Here is a 17,695-nt window from a genome sequence, read left to right on the forward strand (position 1 = left end):
CGGCTAGATTGGGAACCCGACACCACGACACTCGAAGGAGGGGCATGCCCACGACGCTTCGCATGGTCGTCGACCAGGTCGTCGCCCCGGCGCCGGGCCCGCTCGGCCGGTACACCGAGGCCCTGACCGGGGCCCTCATCGCGACGGCACCCCCCGGCTGCGACGTCGAAGGCATCGTCTCGTCATCCCCGCCGACCGACTACGACGCGCTGATGCGCCGGTTCCCCGGGCTCTCCGGCCTCTACAAGACGAGCCTCGCGCGCCGCGAGCTCGCGGCCGCGTGGCAGTTCGGGCTCACCACCTCGCCGGGCGGGGGCATGGTCCACGCTCCCGGACTCTTCGCGCCGTTGCGGCGACACGACCGCGAGGCCGGCCTCGACCAGACCGTCGTCACGGTGCACGACCTGCTCGCGTGGACCCACCCCGAGTCGCTCACCTCCGCCACGGTGGCCTGGCACAAGGGCATGATGAAGCGCGCCCGCAAGCACGCCGATGCCGTCGTGGTGCCCACCCACGCGCTGGCCGAACGCCTCGCGATGGTCGCCGACTTCGGCGACCGCGTGAGGGTCATCGGCACCGCACCGCGCCCCGGACTCAAGCTGCAGGCCGACGCCGCCGCCCGCGTGCAGGCGCTGCGCCTGCCCAAGGACTACCTCGTCACGGTCGGGTCGCTCGAGCCCCGCAGCGGCGTCGTCGACCTGCTCGAGGCGCTCGGCCGGGCCGGGGTGCCCGATATCCCGATCGTCGTCATCGGCCCCGAGACCTGGGGCGAGCTCCACCTCGCCGCGGTCGCCGAAGAGGCAGGGGTCGCGCCGAGCCGCGTCCAGGCGATCGAAGCGGGCGACCCCGCCGGCCTCGCAGCCGTGCTCGCCGGCGCCACCGCGTTCATCGCACCGAGCCACGAAGAGGGCGCTGGCACGTCGCTCATCGAGGCGTTCAGCCTCGGCGTCCCCGTGATCCACTCCGACACCCCCGCATACGTCGAGGTGTCGGGCGACGCCGGCATGAGCGTTCCCGTCGGCACCGGCGGGTACGTCGACCGGCTCGCCGGCGCCGTCACGACCGTCGTCGAGCACAGCGACCTCGCCGACCGCATGTCGGTGGCCGGCACCGACCGGGCCCGCGCGTTCAGCTGGCGCGATTCGGCCGAGCGGGTGTGGCAGCTGCACGCCGACCTCTGACGACCGTCAGCCGGCCGGTTCCTCGGTCGCCGGGGGCGCGAGCGCCGCATCGATGAGCGACGCGATGTACTCCCAGTCGGGATCCGTGGGATCGACGCCGTTGTCGGGCACGAGCTCGACATGCGTCATGGGCAGTTCCTTCGTCTTCATCGCGAGGCTCGCGAAATAGCCGAGCATCGACTGCGGGATGTCGGTCTTCACCGTGTCGGCGCCCGCGCTCGCGACCTCCTGGAACTTGCCGAGCACGTTCGTCGGCGTGAATTGGGTGAGGATCGCCTCCTGCAGCACTCGCTGGCGGGCCATCCGCTCGTAATCGCCGCCTGCGACGCCGTAGCGCGCACGGCCGTACCACAGCGCGTGATAGCCGTTGAGGTGCTGCTGGCCCGGTTCGATCCACCCGTCGACGTTGTTGTTGTCTTCGTCGCCGCCGATCGGGATGCGCGTCTCAACGTTGATGTCGACGCCGCCGAGCGCGTTGATGAGCTGCTCGAAGCCCTGCATGTCGATGAGCACGTAGTACTGGATCTCGAGCCCGGTGATGCCCTCGGCCGCGTCGCGCATGCCCTCGATGCCGGGCTCGGAGCCCTCGTCGACGGCGTTCGGGTACATCTCGGGGCTCTTCAGCTCGACCTCGGTGTAGATCGAGTTCAGCAGGCAGACGTCGACGTTGCAGCCGTCGATGGCCCCGTAACCCTCGGGGTAGACGGCGGCGAGCGGCGAGTCCGCGGGGAACGGCACGTACTCGAGATCGCGCGGCAGGCCGATGGTCACCGCCTGCCCGGTGTCGGCGTCGATCGAGATGACCGACATGCTGTCGGGTCGCATGCCCTCGCGGTCGGGCCCCGAGTCGCCGCCGAGCAACAGGATGTTGTATCGCCCGTCGACGGGCGGCTCGGTGGGGCCCGCGATGAACACCGAGTTGAGGAACCCGCTCGCGGTCGTGGCGAGATAGGCGCCGTAGGCGGCCGAGCCCGAGAGCACGACCAGCACGAGGGTGGTGAGTCCGGCGATCCACCCGCGCGCCGACGGCGCCGTCTTCACGATGCGCACCAGGCGCAGCGTGTCGAGCGTGAGGATGACCCACACCACCGCATAGAACGCGAGGAGTGCGGCGACGATCCACAGCGTCCACGACATCGAGACCACGGTGAGTACCACGGCGGGCCAGAGCAGCCACACCACGAGCGTGACGACGGCGAGCACCCAGAGCACGAGCGTGGCGCCGAGCCCGAACCTGCCCAGCCGACGACTGCCGGCCAGCACCTGCGGTGAACCGGGGATCAGGAAGTTGAGCACGACGAGCCACCACCCGCGACGGGTCATCAGCGACCGTGAGGCGACGTCGGGGTAGCGGATCGGGCTGGCGGCGAGGCTCATCGGGAGTGCTTCAGCCGTTCGTTCTTCTGCTCGACGAGGGCCGCGAGGTCGCTGGCATAGGCGGCGAGCGCGTCGGTGAGCGACGCGTCGGCGGTCGCGAGGATCTTCACCGCGATGAGGCCGGCGTTCTTCGCGCCGCCGATCGACACGGTCGCGACGGGCACCCCGGCGGGCATCTGCACGATCGAGAGCAGCGAGTCGAGCCCGTCGAGGCGCGAGAGCGGCACGGGGACGCCCACGACCGGCAGGGTCGTGACCGAGGCCAGCATGCCGGGCAGGTGGGCGGCGCCGCCGGCGCCGGCGATGATGACCTTGAGGCCGCGCGCGGACGCCTGCTTGCCGTAGGCGATCATCTTCTCGGGCGTGCGGTGCGCCGAGAGGACCTCGACCTCGTGGGCGACCCCGAACTCGTCGAGCAGGGCCGAGGCCTCGCTCATGACGTTCCAGTCGGAGTCGGAACCCATGACGACGCCGACGAGCGGGCTGGTGTTCGTCTCAGTCACTTGATCGAGTGTACGGCCGGGCGCTGTGAGATCGCCGCAGCCCCGCCGCACACGGAGGTAGCAGCTACGCAAGGCGTGGGTCGAGGCGCGACGCGGGTCGTGGGTTGAGGAGCGACGCAGGACGTGGGTTGAGGAGCGACGCAGGAGCGTCTCGAAACCCTCGCGGGTCGAGGCGCGACCCGGGACGTGGGTTGAGGAGCGACGCAGGAGCGTCTCGAAACCCTCGCGGGTCGAGGCGCGACGCGGGTCGTGGGTTGAGGAGCGACGCAGGAGCGTCTCGAAACCCTCGCGGGTCGAGGCGCGACGCAGGAGCGTGGGTTGAGGAGCGACGCAGGAGCGTCTCGAAACCCTCGCGGGTCGAAGACTGCGAGCATCTCGAAGCTCCGGTCCTCAACTCCTCCTCCCCACGTTCACCCCAACCACCCTGATCCACCAATCGAACGCGACGCGCCGGCGCGAGCGCAGCGATGCGCAGACTCGATTCATGGCCCACATGTACATCCTTCGATGCAGTGATGCGAGCTACTACGTCGGGAGCACCCGTCACCTCGAACGAAGGCTCGAACAGCATGCAGCCGGCGCCGTCCGCTCGTACACGAGCACGCGGCTCCCCGTTGAACTCGTCTACGTCGAGGAGTACGGCCGCATCGATGATGCGTACGCCCGCGAGAAGCAGGTGCAGGGATGGAGCCGGCGCAAACGCGAGGCGCTCATCAGCGGCGAGACGGCAAAGCTCGCCCGGCTGAGCAGCCGTGCGCGACGGGGTTAGGGCACCCGGGTTTCGAGACGCTCCTACGTCGCTCCTCAACCCACGTTCTGCGTCGCTCCTCAACCCACGAGGTTTCGAGACGCTCCTACGTCGCTCCTCAACCCACGAGGTTTCGAGACGCTCCTACGTCGCTCCTCAACCCACGTTCTACGTCGCTCCTCAACCCACGTTCTGCGTCGCTCCTCAACCCACGAGGTTTCGAGACGCTCCTACGTCGCTCCTCAACCCACGTTCTACGTCGCTCCTCAACCCACCTCGTGGGTCAGTCCTGGAAGAACGCCGCCGCGGCCCGCGCCTCGTAGACGACCATGTCGAGATCGTCGCCGGTGGCCGTGACGTGGCCGATCTTGCGGCCGGGTCGCGGCGCCTTGCCGTAGTTGTGCACCTTCACGGTCGGATGTCCCGCCATCGCCTCGGCGTAGCGATCGGTGAGCGACCCCTCGACGGGGCCGCCGAGCACGTTGACCATGACCGACCATTCGCCGTAGCTGCCCGTGCCGCCGAGCGGCAGGTCGAGCACCGCACGGAGATGCTGTTCGAACTGACCGGTCGTCGACCCGTCCATCGACCAGTGCCCGCTGTTGTGGGGTCGCATGGCGAGTTCGTTGACGAGGATGCGGTCGTCGGTGGTCTCGAAGAGCTCGACCGCCAGTACCCCGGTGACGCCGAGTCCCTCGGCGATCGTGAGTGCGACATCGGCCGCGACGTCGGCGAGCTTGCCGGCCGACCGCGGCGCGGGCGCGATGACCTCGCTGCACACGCCGCCGACCTGCAGCGTCTCGACGACCGGCCAGGCGGCGACCTCGCCGCTCGGCCGACGCGCGACGAGCTGCGCGAGTTCACGCCGGAAGTCCACGAGCTCCTCGACGAGCAAGGCGCCCGACCGGCCGTCTTCTGCGATCGTGGCGAACCACTCGGCCACCTCAGCGCCGCTGCGCACCACGCGGACGCCCTTGCCGTCGTACCCGCCGCGCGGGGTCTTCACGACCGCCGCTCCCCCGTGACCGGCGATGAAGTCGTCGAGCTCGCCGAGCGTCTCGACCCTGGCCCAGTCGGGCACGGGCAGGCCGAGCTCGGAGAGCCGCTCGCGCATGAGCAGCTTGTCTTGGGCGAAGCGCAGCGCGTCGGGCCCGGGGTGCACGCGCACCCCCGCGTCGACGAGCGCGTGCAGCACGTCCTGCGGCACGTGCTCGTGGTCGAAGGTGATCACGTCGACACCGCGCGCGAAGTCGAGCACCGTCGCCGTGTCGGTGTAGTCGCCGACCCGGTCGGCAGCGAGCTCGGCCGACATGCCGCCCTGCTCGGCGAGCACCCGCAGTTCGACCCCGAGCTCGATCGCCGCGGGAATCATCATTCGAGCCAGCTGTCCGCCGCCGATCACACCGACCCGCACCTCAGGTACCCCATTCGCCACCGTTCGGCGCCGAATGCGGCGCCGGATTCAGTCTAGGCCGGGCGGCACGGCATAGGATGTCCCGGTGTCCACGACCCTCGCGAGCGTCGCCTCTCGACTGTGGAACGGCCTGCTCGCATACGCCGTGAAGTTCGGCATCGTGGGGCTCATCGGCCTCGTCATCGACGTGACGCTCTTCAACCTGCTGCGGCTCGGCGTCTTCGGCGACGACAACTGGGCCCAGTCCGCGATCGGCGCCAAGGTCATCTCGACGAGCGTCGCGATCATCTTCAACTGGCTCGGAAACCGCTACTGGACCTTCCGGAAGCATCGTCGGCGCAACTACTTCCGCGAGTTCGCCGAGTACGTCATCGTGTCGCTCGGCGGCATGGCGATCGCGCTCATCTGCCTCTGGGTCAGTCATCACCTGCTCGGATACACGAGCCTCGTCGCCGACAACATCTCGACGAACGTCGTGGGACTCGCGCTCGGCACCGCGTTCCGCTTCGTGCTGTACCGCTACTGGGTCTTCGGCCACCACCGGGCCGACGGGCTGTCGAACCTCGCGCGCGTCGAAGAGGCGCAGCGCACGCTCTTCGAGGAGCCCGCCGCCGAACGTCACTCGGCGGCGTCGGTGCCCGGCAGGAACCACGGCGGGTAGACCGCGACGCGGGTACGCAGACCCACGGCGCGCAGCGCGTCGCGGACGCGATCGCGGACCTTCTCGTTCGAGACGGCGATGAGCGAGACCCGTTCGATCGGCAGCGCCTCGCGTACGAGCAACTCCGCCGAGGCGATCGCCGACCCGTCGTCGTCACGTGCGAGGCGACGGAGCATCCGCTCGATCTCGGGCCATTCGGCCGCGGTGCGGGCACCGGCGACGGCCGCGTCGGCGTCACTGAGCACCACCTCGCCGAGCACCTCGGTGCGTGCACCGAGCGCGACGCCGACCGAGCTCACGAAGATGACGTAGTCGGCGGCGGGTCGCTCGACGGCCGCGGCGTCGAGTCGGGGGTCGGGGGTCGTGGTGCGCACCGCGTCCCAGACGTGGGCGTCGGGAGTGAGCAGGAACGGCACGTAGTCGGCGACGACCGCGTCGGTGCCGCTGACCTCCGCCGCCCGGCGGAACTCACGTGCCGCTGGAGCGGCGATGTCGACCTCGGGTCGCGCGCCCGGGTCGGCGGCGTCGGCGAGGAGCGCACCGGACCCGAGGATCCGGCCGAGGTTGTCGAGGTGGGTGACATGGTAGATGCGCATCGCCTTGGCGTCGATCGCCGCGTCGGCCGAAGGGTGCGGCGCGCCAGGAACCCGCGCGGCCGGCCGAGCGGCGCGGACACCCGCGCGAGATCCGCGCGGCTTCGGGGCGGCGACGGGTTTCGGCGCCGGCTCCTTGGGCGGGAAGCAGATGGCGCACATGCCGTCTTCGAAACCGTGGATGCATTCGTCGGCCAAGTGGAACCCTTCATCGTGGGACGCGCTCGGGATGCGCGAGCCCAACCCACCACACTACGCGCTCAGGCCGGGGGCCCGCTGGGCGTGCGACCCGGCGGATCGGCCCGCCGCTCGGGCCGGGCTGCGACCGCACGCGTCAGCGGCGGCCCCATGCGACCGTGTCGCCGTCGATGATCTGCTGCGATGCGCGGTGCCGCTCGGTGAACGTGGCGTGCGCGTCTTCGATGAGTTCGTGCAGGGCCGCCTGCACGAGGTCGGGCTTGGGCACGTCTTTCAGCACCACGGGGCGCTCGCGGCCGATGTCGATGCGCACGTCGCCCGAGCCGAACGCGCCTTGGCCCCACGTGCGCCGCACGGTCACGTCGTTGGCGCGGTTGTGCAGCACCTCTTCGCGCACGCGCACGAAGATGCCGCTGCGCAGGATGAGCCGGCGCGTGGTGATCGTCGCGCGACGCGTGAGCCAGGCGAGGAACGGCAGCAGGCAGCCGAGCAGCACCACGAACAACGCCGCACCGACCGCCGTGAGCTGCTGCCACGCCTCGCCGAGGATGCCGACGGCGTAGGTGGTCGCCCCGGCCACGAGGATGAGCAGCAGTGCGGGCAGGATCAGGACCCGGGCATGACGGCGCACGCGAGCGACGACCCGCTCCGCCGGATGCGCGGGCGGCGCGGCCGGGCCGGGCGTCGAGGCACTCGTCATACGCTCATTAATACCTCAGATGGGTCACGTCTCCGGCGGCGACGGCCTGCGGCTCGCCGTTCTCGCGATCGACGACGATGAGCCGGCCGTCGCGATCGAGTCGCTCGGCACGGCCGAGCAGCTCACGCTCGCCGGGGAGCTCCACGCGCACATCGCTGCCGAGGGTGCCGCAGAGGGCGCTCACCCGGCGGTCGATCCCGCTCGCGACGGCATCGCCGCCCGCCTCGGCGAAGACGCGGAACAGCTCGAGGAATCCCGCGAGGTAGTCGGCGAGCACCGCGTCGGCGTCGGGTGCCCGGCCGGTCGCGAGCAGCAGCGAGGTCGACGTGAGGGTCGGCAGGTCGTGCTCGTCGAGCGTGAGGTTGAGGCCCGCGCCCACCACGACCGCACCGGTCGCCGCCCCCGTCGAGGGGGGCAGCAGCTCGGAGAGGATGCCGCAGATCTTGAAGCCCGAGACCAGCACGTCGTTCGGCCACTTGAGCTCGACCTCGAGACCGCCGCTCTCGTCGTCGTCGTCGCGATCGTCGTCGAGTGCGGATGCCGCGTCGACCGCTCGCCGAACGGCCTCGGTCATGGCGGCACCGGCGATGAGCGGAATCCACCCGTAGGCGTCGGCCGCGAACGGCTCGCCTTCGGGCGACTCGGGGCGCAGCAGCAGCGAGATCGCGAGGGTCTTGCCCGTCGGCGCGAGCCAGCTGCGACCGAGCCGGCCGCGGCCGTGCGTCTGGTTGTCGGTGACGATGACCGAGCCGTGGGGCCAGGATGCGGCATCCGCACCGCTCGCCGCCTCGCGCAGTTCGTCGTTCGTCGATCCCGCCTCGGTCAGGAACTCGAAGCGCGGCACCGCCGCGCGCGATCGCTGCCATTCCATGGCATCACCCTACCCAGCAGGAGCGACAGGACATCACGAATGGCCGGGCCGCCTTTGTGGAATCCCTCAACGAAGCGGGCCGGATCCTCGCCGGTAGAGTGAACGGCGTGACCGAAGCGACTGACGGCCCCGACCTCTCCACGACCGCCGGCAAACTCGCCGACCTCAAGCTGCGCTACCACGAAGCGGTGACGGCGAGCGGCGAGGCGGCGATCGAGAAGCAGCACGCCAAGGGCAAGATGACGGCCCGCGAGCGCATCGCCGAGCTGCTCGACCCCGGCTCGTTCGTCGAGCTCGACGAGTTCGTGCGTCACCGCACGCACGCGTTCGGCATGGAGTCCAAGCGCCCCTACGGCGACGCCGTCGTCACCGGCACCGGCACCATCCACGGCCGCCAGGTCGCCGTGTACTCGCAGGACTTCACGATCTTCGGCGGGTCGCTCGGCGAGGTCGCGGGCGAGAAGATCATCAAGGTCATGGAGCTCGCGCTCAAGATCGGCGTGCCGATCATCGGCATCCTCGACTCGGGCGGCGCGCGCATTCAAGAGGGTGTGGTCGCGCTCGGCAAGTACGGCGAGATCTTCCGCCGCAACACCGCGGCCTCAGGGGTCATCCCGCAGATCTCGATCGTGTGCGGCCCGGCCGCCGGTGGCGCCGTGTACTCCCCCGCGCTCACCGACTTCGTGATCATGGTCGACAAGACGAGCCAGATGTTCGTCACCGGCCCCGACGTCATCAAGACCGTCACGGGCGAAGACGTCGGCATGGAGGAGCTCGGCGGGGCGCTCACCCACAACACGATCTCGGGTGTCGCGCACTACCTCGCGAGCGACGAGTCCGACGCGCTCGATTACGCGCGCACGCTCGTCTCGTTCCTGCCCGACAACAACATGACGGATGCCCCGGTGTTCGACTCGGAGGTCGAGCTCGAGATCACCGACGACGACCGTCGACTGAACACGGTCATCCCCGATTCGCCGAACCAGCCGTACGACATGCACTCGGTCATCGAGGGCATCGTCGACCACGGCGACTTCCTCGAGGTGCAGCCGCTGTTCGCGCCGAACATCGTGGTGGGCTTCGCCCGCATCGAGGGCCGATCGGTGGGCATCATCGCCAACCAGCCGAGCCAGATGGCCGGCACGCTCAACATCGCCGCCGGCGAGAAGGCGAGCCGGTTCGTGCGGTTCTGCGACGCGTTCTCGCTGCCGATCCTCACGCTCGTCGACGTGCCCGGCTACCTGCCCGGCACCGACCAGGAATGGACCGGCGTCATCCGCCGCGGCGCGAAGCTGCTCTACGCATACGCCGAGGCGACCGTGCCGCTCGTCACCGTCATCACCCGCAAGGCCTACGGCGGCGCCTACATCGTGATGGGCTCGAAGCAGCTGGGCGCCGACATCAACCTCGCGTGGCCGACCGCCGAGATCGCGGTCATGGGCGGCCAGGGTGCGGTGAACATCCTGTACCGCGGTGAGATCAAGCGCGCCGAAGACGCCGGCGAAGACGTGGCCGCGGTGCGCACGAAGCTCGCGAACGAGTACACCTACAACGTCGCATCGCCGTTCCTCGCGGCGGAACGCGGCGAGCTCGACGGCGTCATCGAGCCGGCCGCCACCCGCGTGGCCGTGGTCAAGGCGCTGCGCAACCTGCGCACCAAGCGTGCGAGCCTGCCGCAGAAGAAGCACGGGAACATCCCGCTTTAAGGAGCCCGACGTGTCAGACCCGAGCGAGACTCCAGAGCCCGGCGCCGATCAGCGCTCAGCCGACCTGCGCATCATCAGCCGGAACATCGGCCACGAGGAGGCCGCCGCCGTCACCGCGGTGATCCTCGCGTCCGTCGACGAGGCCGCCGCCGTCGCGGCATCCGTCGATGAACCCGGTCGCGCCCCGTGGGTGCGCAGCAGCGGCGCGATGCGCCGGCCGATCGAGGTCGGACCCGGTCGCTGGGTGCGCTCCGGTCGCTGACCCCCTGTTGCGCACGCCCGTGCGAGGGGGACCCGCGTGTCCCCCGAAATGCTGACTAGGCGCGCGCGCACCGCGCGCTGCATGATGGTCATGCAGGCTCCTTGTGAGTCGCCACCGCCGCCGGTCGGGTACCGGTGGCTGTTGGGGGCGAGCCAAGGCGATATTCGGGTTGTCGCCGTGGCTCGGGCTTGATGGGGGACCGATCGGGGATCGGTCCCCCTCTCTCATTCCCCCGCCTTCGCCGACGTCGCCTCGGCATCGCCGGGTACATGCACGCGCGGGATCTCGAGCCAGAGCTCGACCTCGGCCTCGTCGGTCTCGGTAGCGTCGTCGGACGGGTCGACCAACCCGACCACGGTGACCGCCGCGGGTGAGGTGGCGGCCGCGGTGCGCGCGATGATGCGGTCCGCGTTCGATGCCGCGATCGCCTCGGCCAGGTGCGAGAGCACGCGGTCGCGCGCGGCCTCGTCGAGATCGTCGATGCCGCCCTCGTCGAGCAGCGTGACGACGATGCCGCGCTCACGCGCACGCCGGACCTCGGTGCGAACGCCGTCGGTCAGCAGCATCCGCCCCCTGATCTCGTCGCGGATCGCGGCTTCGAGCGTGCGGCACTCGTCGCGCTGCGTGTCGGTGAGACGTCCGTCGCGGTCGGCGATGCGGCGCAGCATCGGTGCAGCGAGCCGCTCGGTCTGGTTCAGCCGCATGCGGCCCTCGAACAGGTGCGCGTCTTGGGCGGCCTGCCACGCGGCAGCCTCGCGCTCCGCCTGCGCGTAGCGACGGGTCTCACGGCCGGCGCTCGTCAGGGCGCTCGTGAGCGTGTGCGCGATCGCGACCCAGACGATGCTGCCGATCACGCCGAGCACCGCGAGCGCGAGCGGCCCCGCCCACACGACCGTCTGCACGGCGAGCGCGATCACCCCCACCCACGCCACGAGGAGCTGCCGGCGCGCCGCGGCGATGGTCATGAGGGTGCCCACGGCCGCGGCGTACCAGGTGGCGTACCCGTTGTCGACGTCGGGATCGAGCTGGCTCGTGACGAGCAGCGGAAGCACGATCGCGACGGCGAGGTCGAACGCGGCGAGCCAGTCGGGCATGCGCACCCGTTTGCCCGGCCAGAGACTCAGCACGGTGGCGAGCGTGTAGACGGCGAGCGCTGCCACGGCCGGCCACGGCGAGACCGGGATGTCGAGCGAGTAGATGCCGAGCACGACGTGGTAGCTCGAGAAGAGCGCACCGAGCAGGAGCAGCAGCCAGCGCGGGATCGTGATCATGCGTCGTCCCCCGCGCTGCCGGCCGCTCCCACGGGCCAGGCCACCGTCACGGTGGTGCCTCGACCGGGCTGCGACTCGATGCGCGCGCTGCCGCCCGCGTTCGCCATGCGCTCCTCGATCGAGACGCGCAGCCCGAGGCGTTCTGCCGGTACCGCCGCGCGATCGAAGCCGACGCCGTCGTCGGAGACCTCGATCACGCACCCGCCGGCTCGCACTCCGCGGACCCGGAGTTCGCGACGAGCCCGTCGCCCGGGTTCGTCGGCGTGCTGCAGGCTGTTGACCATGGCCTGCACCGAGGCCGTGTAGAGCGCGTCGACGACGTCGACGGGCAATTCGACGCCACCGGCGTTCACCACTCGCACGATGAACGGCGTGTTGAACGTCGTCAACGCGGCGCGCAGGCGGCGCACGAGCACCGGCAGTCCCACCTGGTCGAGCGCACTCGCGCCCGTGGCGCCGGCCTCGTCGAGCCGCAGCAGTGCGTCGCGTGCCATGCGCGCGGCGAGCGACTGCTGATCGGAGGTGGTCGCCGCGGCCGCCGAGAGCAGCGTCGTGAGCACGCTGTCGTGCACGAGCGCGTCGACCTTGACCCGCTCGATCTCGGTGGCGTGCTGCCTGGCGGCCACGTCGTACCGCTCGAGCGCGGCCTCCTGCGCCGTGTCGACCTCGACGGCGGCCTGCCGCAGCATGATGACGATCGCGAGGACGACCACGCCGAGCACGACCGCGTAGAGCGCGTCGAGCACGGCGAGCAGCGGATCGGCTTCGCCGCCGGCCGGCGTGAGCCGGATCACGCCGTAGACCGCCGGAACGACCAGGGTGTAGGCAGCCGCCCAGAGCGGCCGAAGGGCGAGTGCTGCGGCCGTCGTCGCGACGGTGCAGAGGTAGTACAGCCATGGCGGCGAATCGTCGAGGGCCGCCGGGTCGACGACGAGGAACGGCCATGTGACGAGCGATGCGGCATAGATCGCGGCGAAGCCCAGGCAGGCGACACGCACCGCGACCTTCGTGACGGTCGCCACCGCGAGCGCGACGATCGCCCCGTAGAGCACTGCCATCAGCGCAGCACCCGAGCCGGGGACGAGGGCGTCGACCTCCTGCAGTGCGAGCGGCACCGTCTGCGCCCCGAACACGAGCCCGAAGAGCCCGAGCGCCCGCGCGAAGATCGTCTCGACCTGGCCGCTCGTCACGGTGGCTCGGCGCCGCACGATACGCGGCACGAGCCATTCAGCGGCGGGCATCTCCACCCTCGGTGTCGAGGCCCGGGAGGATCCCGTCTTCGACGGCCCGACGCAGCAGGTCGACCTTCGTCGGCGCCGGCCGCCCGACCTCGACGTACTTCGCCCGGATGCGGTCGAGGTACTCGCGCGCCGTGGAATGGGCGATGCCGAGCTGGGACGCCACGAGCTTCAGGGGCAATCCCGACGCGTAGAGATGCAGCACGTCGCGTTCACGACGCCCGAGCTGTGCGCGCGCGAAATCGCTGTCGGCCTCGATCGCGCTCGCCCACTCGACGTTGTTGAGCACGCCGCCACCGGCCACCGTCGCGATGGCGCGGATCACGTCGGACATCGGCGATGACTTCGGGATGACCCCCGCCGCACCCGCCGCGAGGGACTCGCGCACCGCAGCCACGCGATCGGCGATGCTGTGCACGAGCACGGCGCTGCCGGTGGCGAGCACCGACCGCACGTTCTCGGTCACCGAGGTGCCGTCGCCGAGCGACAGGTCGAGCACGACCACATCGCATCGCTGACCGTCGAGCGTACCGAGCAGGCGGACGACGTCGGGTGTGTCGCGATGACGCGATACCCCGCCGCCTCGCACGCCGCACGGAGCCCGAGTCGGACGGCCTCGTGATCGTCGACGATCGCCACCGTCGCCGCGGTGCCTTCGCCCGTGCGGTCGTTCGCGTCTGCCACGCGGCCCCCCTTCACGTTCGTCTCACACGATAGCGCGCAGGCGCGCGACGGCCTCGACGTGATGCGTGTTCGGGAAGAGGTCGAACGCCCGCAGCGCCTCGAGTTCGTAGCCGTGCGCCCGCAGCAGACCGACGTCGCGCGCGAGCGCGACAGGGTCGCAGGCGACGTAGACGAGCTGACGCGGCCGCAACTCGGCGAGCCGGTCGACGACCGCGCGGCCGGCACCCGAGCGCGGCGGATCGAGCACGATGGTCGCGTCGGCGAGTCGCGTGAGCTCGGCGCGTCCGGCGGATGTCGCGAGCTCGTCGAGGTATCGATCGACGCGCGCCGTGACGGCTCGGGCGCCGACCCAGTCGGCGAGGTTCGCCCCGGCATGCTCGGTCGCACGGGCGTCCGACTCGACCGAGGTGATGCGCACGGCATCGCCGAAGCGGTCGCCAACCGCGGCGGCGAGCAGTCCGACGCCCCCGTAGAGGTCGTGGTTCGCCGCGCGCGGATCGAAGCCCTCGGCATCGATCAGGTCGTGCACGGCGGACGTCAGCGTGGCCGCGGCGCCGGAGTGCACCTGCCAGAAGCCGTCGCGGTCGAGCGTGAAGTCACGGTCGCCGACCCGCTCGACGATCGTCGGGCGCGGGGCACGGGGCATCCGTTCGTCGTCGACGACCACGAGCGCGGCGTCGCCGACGCTGGGAGCGATCAGGTCGACCGCGCGAGCGCCCGCGAACCGTTCGCCGAGCGGGGCGAGGGCGGTGAGGGCGGGCACGGCGAGCGGCAGGGATGCCACGGGGACGACCGTGTGGCTGCGGGCCGCGTACGGCCCGACCGAGCCGTCGGCGGCGACGTGCAGGCGCACGCGAGTGCGCCATCCGGTGCCGGCGTCGAGGTCGACGTCGGGAGCGAGCGATGCGGAGACCGGCTCGACGACGACGTCGCGCTCGACACCGCCGAACCGCGCGAGCGCATCGACGAGCACCTCGGCCTTCAACGCGCGCTGGCGGGTGATCTCGACGTGGCCGAACTCGGCGCCGCCGGCGCGGTGCTCGGGAGCGCGCTCGACCGACGCCTCCGCCCAGACATGCCGGCGACGGTCGGGCGACGCCTCGAGCACCTCGATGGTCTCGGCCCGCCAGAACCGGTCCTTCGACTGATCGAAGATGCGCGCGACGACGCGCTCACCGGGGATCGCGTCGGCGACGAACACGACCCGCCCCTCGTGGTGGGCGACGAAGATGCCGCCGTGGGCGACGCGCTCGACGTCGAGGGTCACGACCGGCCCATCGGTGCTGGGCGGCTTCGGCTCGGGCCGCTGGGTACCGCCGCGACCTCCGGTGCGGGGGACGCGGCGGGGTCGACGGGACTGTGCCATGGTTCGAGCATTCCACAGCGCCGCGCGAGCGGGGCAGGATGGGGACATGCGCCTGTACCTCGCCTCCACGTCGCCCGCCCGCCTGCAGACGCTCCGCGCCGCGGGCGTCGAGCCCGTCGCGGTGCCGCCGGGGGTCGATGAGGAGGCTGCGGTGGCGGCGCGCGAGGCGGTCGCCGGGCCACTCTCGCCGCCCGACATGGTGCAGTTGCTCGCCCAGGCGAAGGCCGAGGCCCTCATCGGCACCTCGCCCGGCGGTGAGCCGATCGACGGGTTCATCCTCGGCGGCGACTCGGCGTTCGTCGTCGACGGGTCGATCTACGGCAAGCCGCACACCGCCGCGGTCGCCAAGGCGCGCTGGCTCGCGCAGAACGGCGCGCACGGCGATCTCTGGTCGGGACACTGGCTCATCGACCACCGTGGCGGCCGGGTGCGCGGCGCCGTCGGGCGAGCGGATGTCGCGACGGTGCGCTTCGCCGCACTCGACGAGGCCGAGATCGACGCGTACATCGCGTCCGGAGAGCCGTTGCTCGTCGCCGGGGCGTTCACGATCGACAGCCTCGGAGGGCCGTTCATCCGCCGCGTCGAGGGCGACCCGTCGACCGTCGTCGGGCTCTCGCTCTCGACGCTGCGCGACCTCGTGCGCGAACTCGGCGGCGACTGGCCGTCGCTCTGGAACCGTCGCGACCAAGCGGGTTGAGGAGGGAGCGAAGCGACCGTCTCGACACCCATCCGCCGCGCTACCGGGTTCGAGACGCTTCCCTCCTTCGTCGGACGCTCCTCAACACGCGATTGTCGCCGACCTCAAGAGTCTCGCGTTCATTTTGTGGGGGTCACCCAAAGGTGTGCCCGGCCCGGCCAATAGGCTTGACGATTATGCCGCGCATCACCAAGGTCCTCATCGCCAACCGTGGCGAGATCGCCGTCCGCGTCATCCGCGCCGCACGCGACGCCGGTCTCGGCTCCGTCGCCGTGTACGCCGACCAGGATCGCGACGCACGGCACGCCAAGCTCGCCGACGAGGCGTACGCCCTCGATGGCGTCACGAGTGCCGAGACCTACCTCGTCATCGACAAGCTGCTCTCGGTCGCGCGCCGCTCGGGCGCCGACGCGGTGCACCCCGGGTACGGCTTCCTCGCCGAGAACCCCGACTTCGCTCGGGCCGTCATCGACGCAGGCCTCATCTGGATCGGCCCCTCCCCCGAAGCCATCGAGCGCCTCGGCGACAAGGTCTCGGCACGGCACGTGGCCGAGAAGGTCGGCGCGCCGCTCGCGCCGGGCACGCTCAACCCGGTCGCCGACGCCTCGGAAGTGCTCGAGTTCGTCGACCTGCACGGCCTGCCCGTCGCGATCAAGGCCGCGTTCGGCGGCGGCGGACGCGGCCTCAAGGTCGCCCGCACCCGCGACGAGGTGCCCGAGCTGTTCGACTCGGCGACCCGCGAGGCCGTCGCGGCATTCGGCCGCGGCGAATGCTTCGTCGAGAAGTACCTCGACAAGCCGCGCCACGTCGAGACCCAGTGCCTCGCCGACCAGCACGGCAATGTCGTCGTCGTCTCGACCCGCGACTGCTCACTGCAGCGCCGGCACCAGAAGCTCGTCGAAGAGGCGCCCGCACCGTTCCTCACCGACGAGCAGAACCGTGCGCTCTACGAGGCGTCCAAGGCCATCCTCAAAGAGGTCGGCTACGTCGGTGCCGGAACCTGCGAGTTCCTGATCGGGCAGGACGGCACGGTCTCGTTCCTCGAGGTGAACACCCGCCTGCAGGTCGAGCATCCCGTCTCCGAAGAGATCACGGGACTCGACCTCGTGCGCGAGCAGTTCCGACTCGCCGAGGGCGGCGTGCTCGACTACCCCGACCCCGTCGCGACCGGCCACTCGATCGAGTTCCGCATCAACGGTGAAGACCCGGGCCGCAACTTCCTCCCCGCGCCCGGCCCAGTGCACCAGCTGCGTTTTCCGGGCGGTCCCGGCATCCGCATCGACTCGGGCGTCGCCTCGGGCGACGAGATCTCGGGCGCATTCGACTCGCTGCTCGCGAAGCTCATCGTCACCGGCTCGACCCGCAAGGACGCGCTCGAGCGCGCCCGCCGTGCACTCGACGAGTTCGAGGTCGCCGGGCTGCCGACCGTACTGCCCTTCCACCGCGACATCGTGCGCAATCCGGCCTTCGCACCCGACGGCGACGAGCCCTTCTCGATCTACACCCGCTGGATCGAGACCGAGTACGACAATCAGCTCGAGCCGTGGTCGGGCGAGATCGAAGAGGCGTCGGGTGCCGCCGCGCGCGCGAACGTGGTCGTCGAGGTCGCCGGCCGTCGCGTCGAGGTCAGCCTTCCGAAGCGGCTCGCCGGCGGCACCTCCGCGACTCGCACCGCCGGACCCGCTCCGCGCCGCCGCACCGCGGCGCACTCGGTCGACACCGGCACCGGCGACGCCGTGAAGGCGCCGATGCAGGCGACGGTCGTGAAGGTCGCGGTCACCGAGGGTGACAAGGTCGTCAAGGGCGACCTGGTGCTCGTGCTCGAGGCCATGAAGATGGAACAGCCCATCGTCGCGCACAAGGACGGCGTCGTCGGCACCGTCAACGCCGAGGCCGGGGCCACCGTCTCGAGCGGCCACCTGCTGCTCGCCATCACCGACGCCTGAGACTCGCCACGCGCACGCGAACCGCGGCGCACGGCGCGGCGATCAGATCACAGCGCGCCCTGCGGCGTGGGCAGGTCGACCTCGCTCACACGGTCCAGTCCGATCCGCGAGCGGCGGGCACGCGGAACCCGCGGGGCAGGTCGGGACGAGAGCGCCGAAGCACGACGATGCCGAGACCCACCAGCACGAATGCCGACGGCCGCGAGGTCGAACGAGATGATCACGCTGGGGCGGCGAAGTTCGCCGCCGCCTGCGCGCCCCCGCTCCCACGGGCCGACA

The 17,695-nt window shown here is 71.0% G+C and carries 16 protein-coding genes and 1 pseudogene; 7 read left to right on the top strand and 10 right to left on the bottom strand.

The window, feature by feature from the left end; all coding sequences use genetic code 11:
- Window positions 1–44: 44 nt before the first annotated feature.
- Window positions 45–1,181 carry a glycosyltransferase gene (locus LSF15_RS01790; protein ID WP_232496806.1) on the top strand — a complete coding sequence of 379 codons (1,137 nt, stop codon included), beginning with the start codon at window positions 45–47 and terminating at the stop codon, window positions 1,179–1,181.
- Window positions 1,182–1,187: 6 nt separating this feature from the next.
- Here the strand turns inward: LSF15_RS01790 and LSF15_RS01795 are convergent, their stop codons facing one another.
- Both LSF15_RS01795 and purE read right to left on the bottom strand, forming a co-directional pair.
- The gene (locus tag LSF15_RS01795; protein WP_232496807.1) at window positions 1,188–2,558 is read right to left on the bottom strand and encodes an LCP family protein; all 1,371 of its coding nucleotides are present in this window, start codon (window positions 2,556–2,558) and stop codon (window positions 1,188–1,190) included.
- Window positions 2,555–3,022 (bottom strand): 5-(carboxyamino)imidazole ribonucleotide mutase, encoded by a 468-nt coding sequence (gene purE, locus LSF15_RS01800; RefSeq protein ID WP_232496967.1) that lies wholly within the window; start codon window positions 3,020–3,022, stop codon window positions 2,555–2,557. Before purE ends, LSF15_RS01795 begins: the two co-directional genes overlap by 4 nt.
- A gap of 523 nt (window positions 3,023–3,545) precedes the next feature.
- Here purE and LSF15_RS01805 point away from each other — a divergent pair.
- Complete coding sequence (locus LSF15_RS01805) at window positions 3,546–3,830, top strand: GIY-YIG nuclease family protein (protein WP_232496808.1); 285 nt, start codon at window positions 3,546–3,548, stop codon at window positions 3,828–3,830.
- 262 nt (window positions 3,831–4,092) lie between these two features.
- Here LSF15_RS01805 and LSF15_RS01810 read toward each other — a convergent pair whose 3' ends face one another.
- Window positions 4,093–5,244 (bottom strand): 5-(carboxyamino)imidazole ribonucleotide synthase, encoded by a 1,152-nt coding sequence (locus LSF15_RS01810; protein WP_308188400.1) that lies wholly within the window; start codon window positions 5,242–5,244, stop codon window positions 4,093–4,095.
- Window positions 5,245–5,308: 64 nt separating this feature from the next.
- Between LSF15_RS01810 and LSF15_RS01815 the strand changes: the two genes are divergently transcribed.
- Window positions 5,309–5,884, top strand: a complete 576-nt coding sequence (locus LSF15_RS01815; RefSeq protein ID WP_232496810.1) for a GtrA family protein — start codon at window positions 5,309–5,311, stop codon at window positions 5,882–5,884.
- On the opposite strand, the gene LSF15_RS01820 is transcribed toward LSF15_RS01815, so the two are convergent.
- The 3 genes from LSF15_RS01820 to LSF15_RS01830 all read right to left on the bottom strand — a co-directional run bounded on the left by LSF15_RS01820 (window position 5,842) and on the right by LSF15_RS01830 (window position 8,246).
- Window positions 5,842–6,675 (bottom strand): DarT ssDNA thymidine ADP-ribosyltransferase family protein, encoded by an 834-nt coding sequence (locus tag LSF15_RS01820; protein ID WP_232496811.1) that lies wholly within the window; start codon window positions 6,673–6,675, stop codon window positions 5,842–5,844. The genes LSF15_RS01815 and LSF15_RS01820 overlap by 43 nt on opposite strands.
- A 136-nt stretch (window positions 6,676–6,811) precedes the next feature.
- Entirely contained in the window at window positions 6,812–7,375 is a 564-nt protein-coding gene (locus LSF15_RS01825) for a PH domain-containing protein (protein WP_232496812.1), read from the bottom strand.
- A gap of 7 nt (window positions 7,376–7,382) precedes the next feature.
- Complete coding sequence (locus LSF15_RS01830) at window positions 7,383–8,246, bottom strand: biotin--[acetyl-CoA-carboxylase] ligase (RefSeq protein ID WP_232496813.1); 864 nt, start codon at window positions 8,244–8,246, stop codon at window positions 7,383–7,385.
- A gap of 107 nt (window positions 8,247–8,353) precedes the next feature.
- Here LSF15_RS01830 and LSF15_RS01835 point away from each other — a divergent pair, with 107 nt between their 5' ends.
- Entirely contained in the window at window positions 8,354–9,952 is a 1,599-nt protein-coding gene (locus tag LSF15_RS01835; protein ID WP_232496814.1) for an acyl-CoA carboxylase subunit beta, read from the top strand.
- 10 nt (window positions 9,953–9,962) lie between these two features.
- Window positions 9,963–10,214, top strand: coding sequence for an acyl-CoA carboxylase subunit epsilon (locus LSF15_RS01840; protein WP_232496815.1), 252 nt, complete (start codon window positions 9,963–9,965; stop codon window positions 10,212–10,214).
- Between the two features lie 224 nt (window positions 10,215–10,438).
- Here LSF15_RS01840 and LSF15_RS01845 read toward each other — a convergent pair whose 3' ends face one another.
- The 4 genes and pseudogenes from LSF15_RS01845 to LSF15_RS01860 all read right to left on the bottom strand — a co-directional run bounded on the left by LSF15_RS01845 (window position 10,439) and on the right by LSF15_RS01860 (window position 14,773).
- Window positions 10,439–11,485 (bottom strand): DUF8320 family protein, encoded by a 1,047-nt coding sequence (locus LSF15_RS01845; protein WP_232496816.1) that lies wholly within the window; start codon window positions 11,483–11,485, stop codon window positions 10,439–10,441.
- Window positions 11,482–12,726 (bottom strand): sensor histidine kinase, encoded by a 1,245-nt coding sequence (locus LSF15_RS01850; protein ID WP_232496817.1) that lies wholly within the window; start codon window positions 12,724–12,726, stop codon window positions 11,482–11,484. Before LSF15_RS01850 ends, LSF15_RS01845 begins: the two co-directional genes overlap by 4 nt.
- Window positions 12,713–13,422: pseudogene (locus LSF15_RS01855) on the bottom strand (response regulator transcription factor). Before LSF15_RS01855 ends, LSF15_RS01850 begins: the two are co-directional and overlap by 14 nt.
- Window positions 13,423–13,429: 7 nt before the next feature.
- On the bottom strand, window positions 13,430–14,773 hold the full coding sequence (locus LSF15_RS01860; RefSeq protein WP_232496818.1) for a class I SAM-dependent RNA methyltransferase: 1,344 nt from the start codon (window positions 14,771–14,773) through the stop codon (window positions 13,430–13,432).
- Between the two features lie 46 nt (window positions 14,774–14,819).
- Between LSF15_RS01860 and LSF15_RS01865 the strand changes: the two genes are divergently transcribed.
- Window positions 14,820–15,470, top strand: coding sequence for a Maf family protein (locus LSF15_RS01865; protein ID WP_232496819.1), 651 nt, complete (start codon window positions 14,820–14,822; stop codon window positions 15,468–15,470).
- 176 nt (window positions 15,471–15,646) lie between these two features.
- Window positions 15,647–17,416, top strand: a complete 1,770-nt coding sequence (locus LSF15_RS01870; RefSeq protein ID WP_232496820.1) for an acetyl/propionyl/methylcrotonyl-CoA carboxylase subunit alpha — start codon at window positions 15,647–15,649, stop codon at window positions 17,414–17,416.
- The last annotated feature ends 279 nt before the right edge of the window (window positions 17,417–17,695 follow it).

This window comes from Agromyces humatus, assembly GCF_021228295.1.
GTDB lineage: Bacteria > Actinomycetota > Actinomycetes > Actinomycetales > Microbacteriaceae > Agromyces > Agromyces humatus.

Coding starts and splice junctions, on each gene's coding strand:
- purE (WP_232496967.1), bottom strand. CDS start 3,022: ATGGGTTCCGACTCCGACTGGAACGTCATGAGCGAGGCCTCGGCCCTG.
- LSF15_RS01830 (WP_232496813.1), bottom strand. CDS start 8,246: ATGGAATGGCAGCGATCGCGCGCGGCGGTGCCGCGCTTCGAGTTCCTG.
- LSF15_RS01845 (WP_232496816.1), bottom strand. CDS start 11,485: ATGATCACGATCCCGCGCTGGCTGCTGCTCCTGCTCGGTGCGCTCTTC.
- LSF15_RS01795 (WP_232496807.1), bottom strand. CDS start 2,558: ATGAGCCTCGCCGCCAGCCCGATCCGCTACCCCGACGTCGCCTCACGG.
- LSF15_RS01790 (WP_232496806.1), top strand. CDS start 45: ATGCCCACGACGCTTCGCATGGTCGTCGACCAGGTCGTCGCCCCGGCG.
- LSF15_RS01865 (WP_232496819.1), top strand. CDS start 14,820: ATGCGCCTGTACCTCGCCTCCACGTCGCCCGCCCGCCTGCAGACGCTC.
- LSF15_RS01870 (WP_232496820.1), top strand. CDS start 15,647: ATGCCGCGCATCACCAAGGTCCTCATCGCCAACCGTGGCGAGATCGCC.
- LSF15_RS01860 (WP_232496818.1), bottom strand. CDS start 14,773: ATGGCACAGTCCCGTCGACCCCGCCGCGTCCCCCGCACCGGAGGTCGC.
- LSF15_RS01805 (WP_232496808.1), top strand. CDS start 3,546: ATGGCCCACATGTACATCCTTCGATGCAGTGATGCGAGCTACTACGTC.
- LSF15_RS01850 (WP_232496817.1), bottom strand. CDS start 12,726: ATGCCCGCCGCTGAATGGCTCGTGCCGCGTATCGTGCGGCGCCGAGCC.
- LSF15_RS01825 (WP_232496812.1), bottom strand. CDS start 7,375: ATGACGAGTGCCTCGACGCCCGGCCCGGCCGCGCCGCCCGCGCATCCG.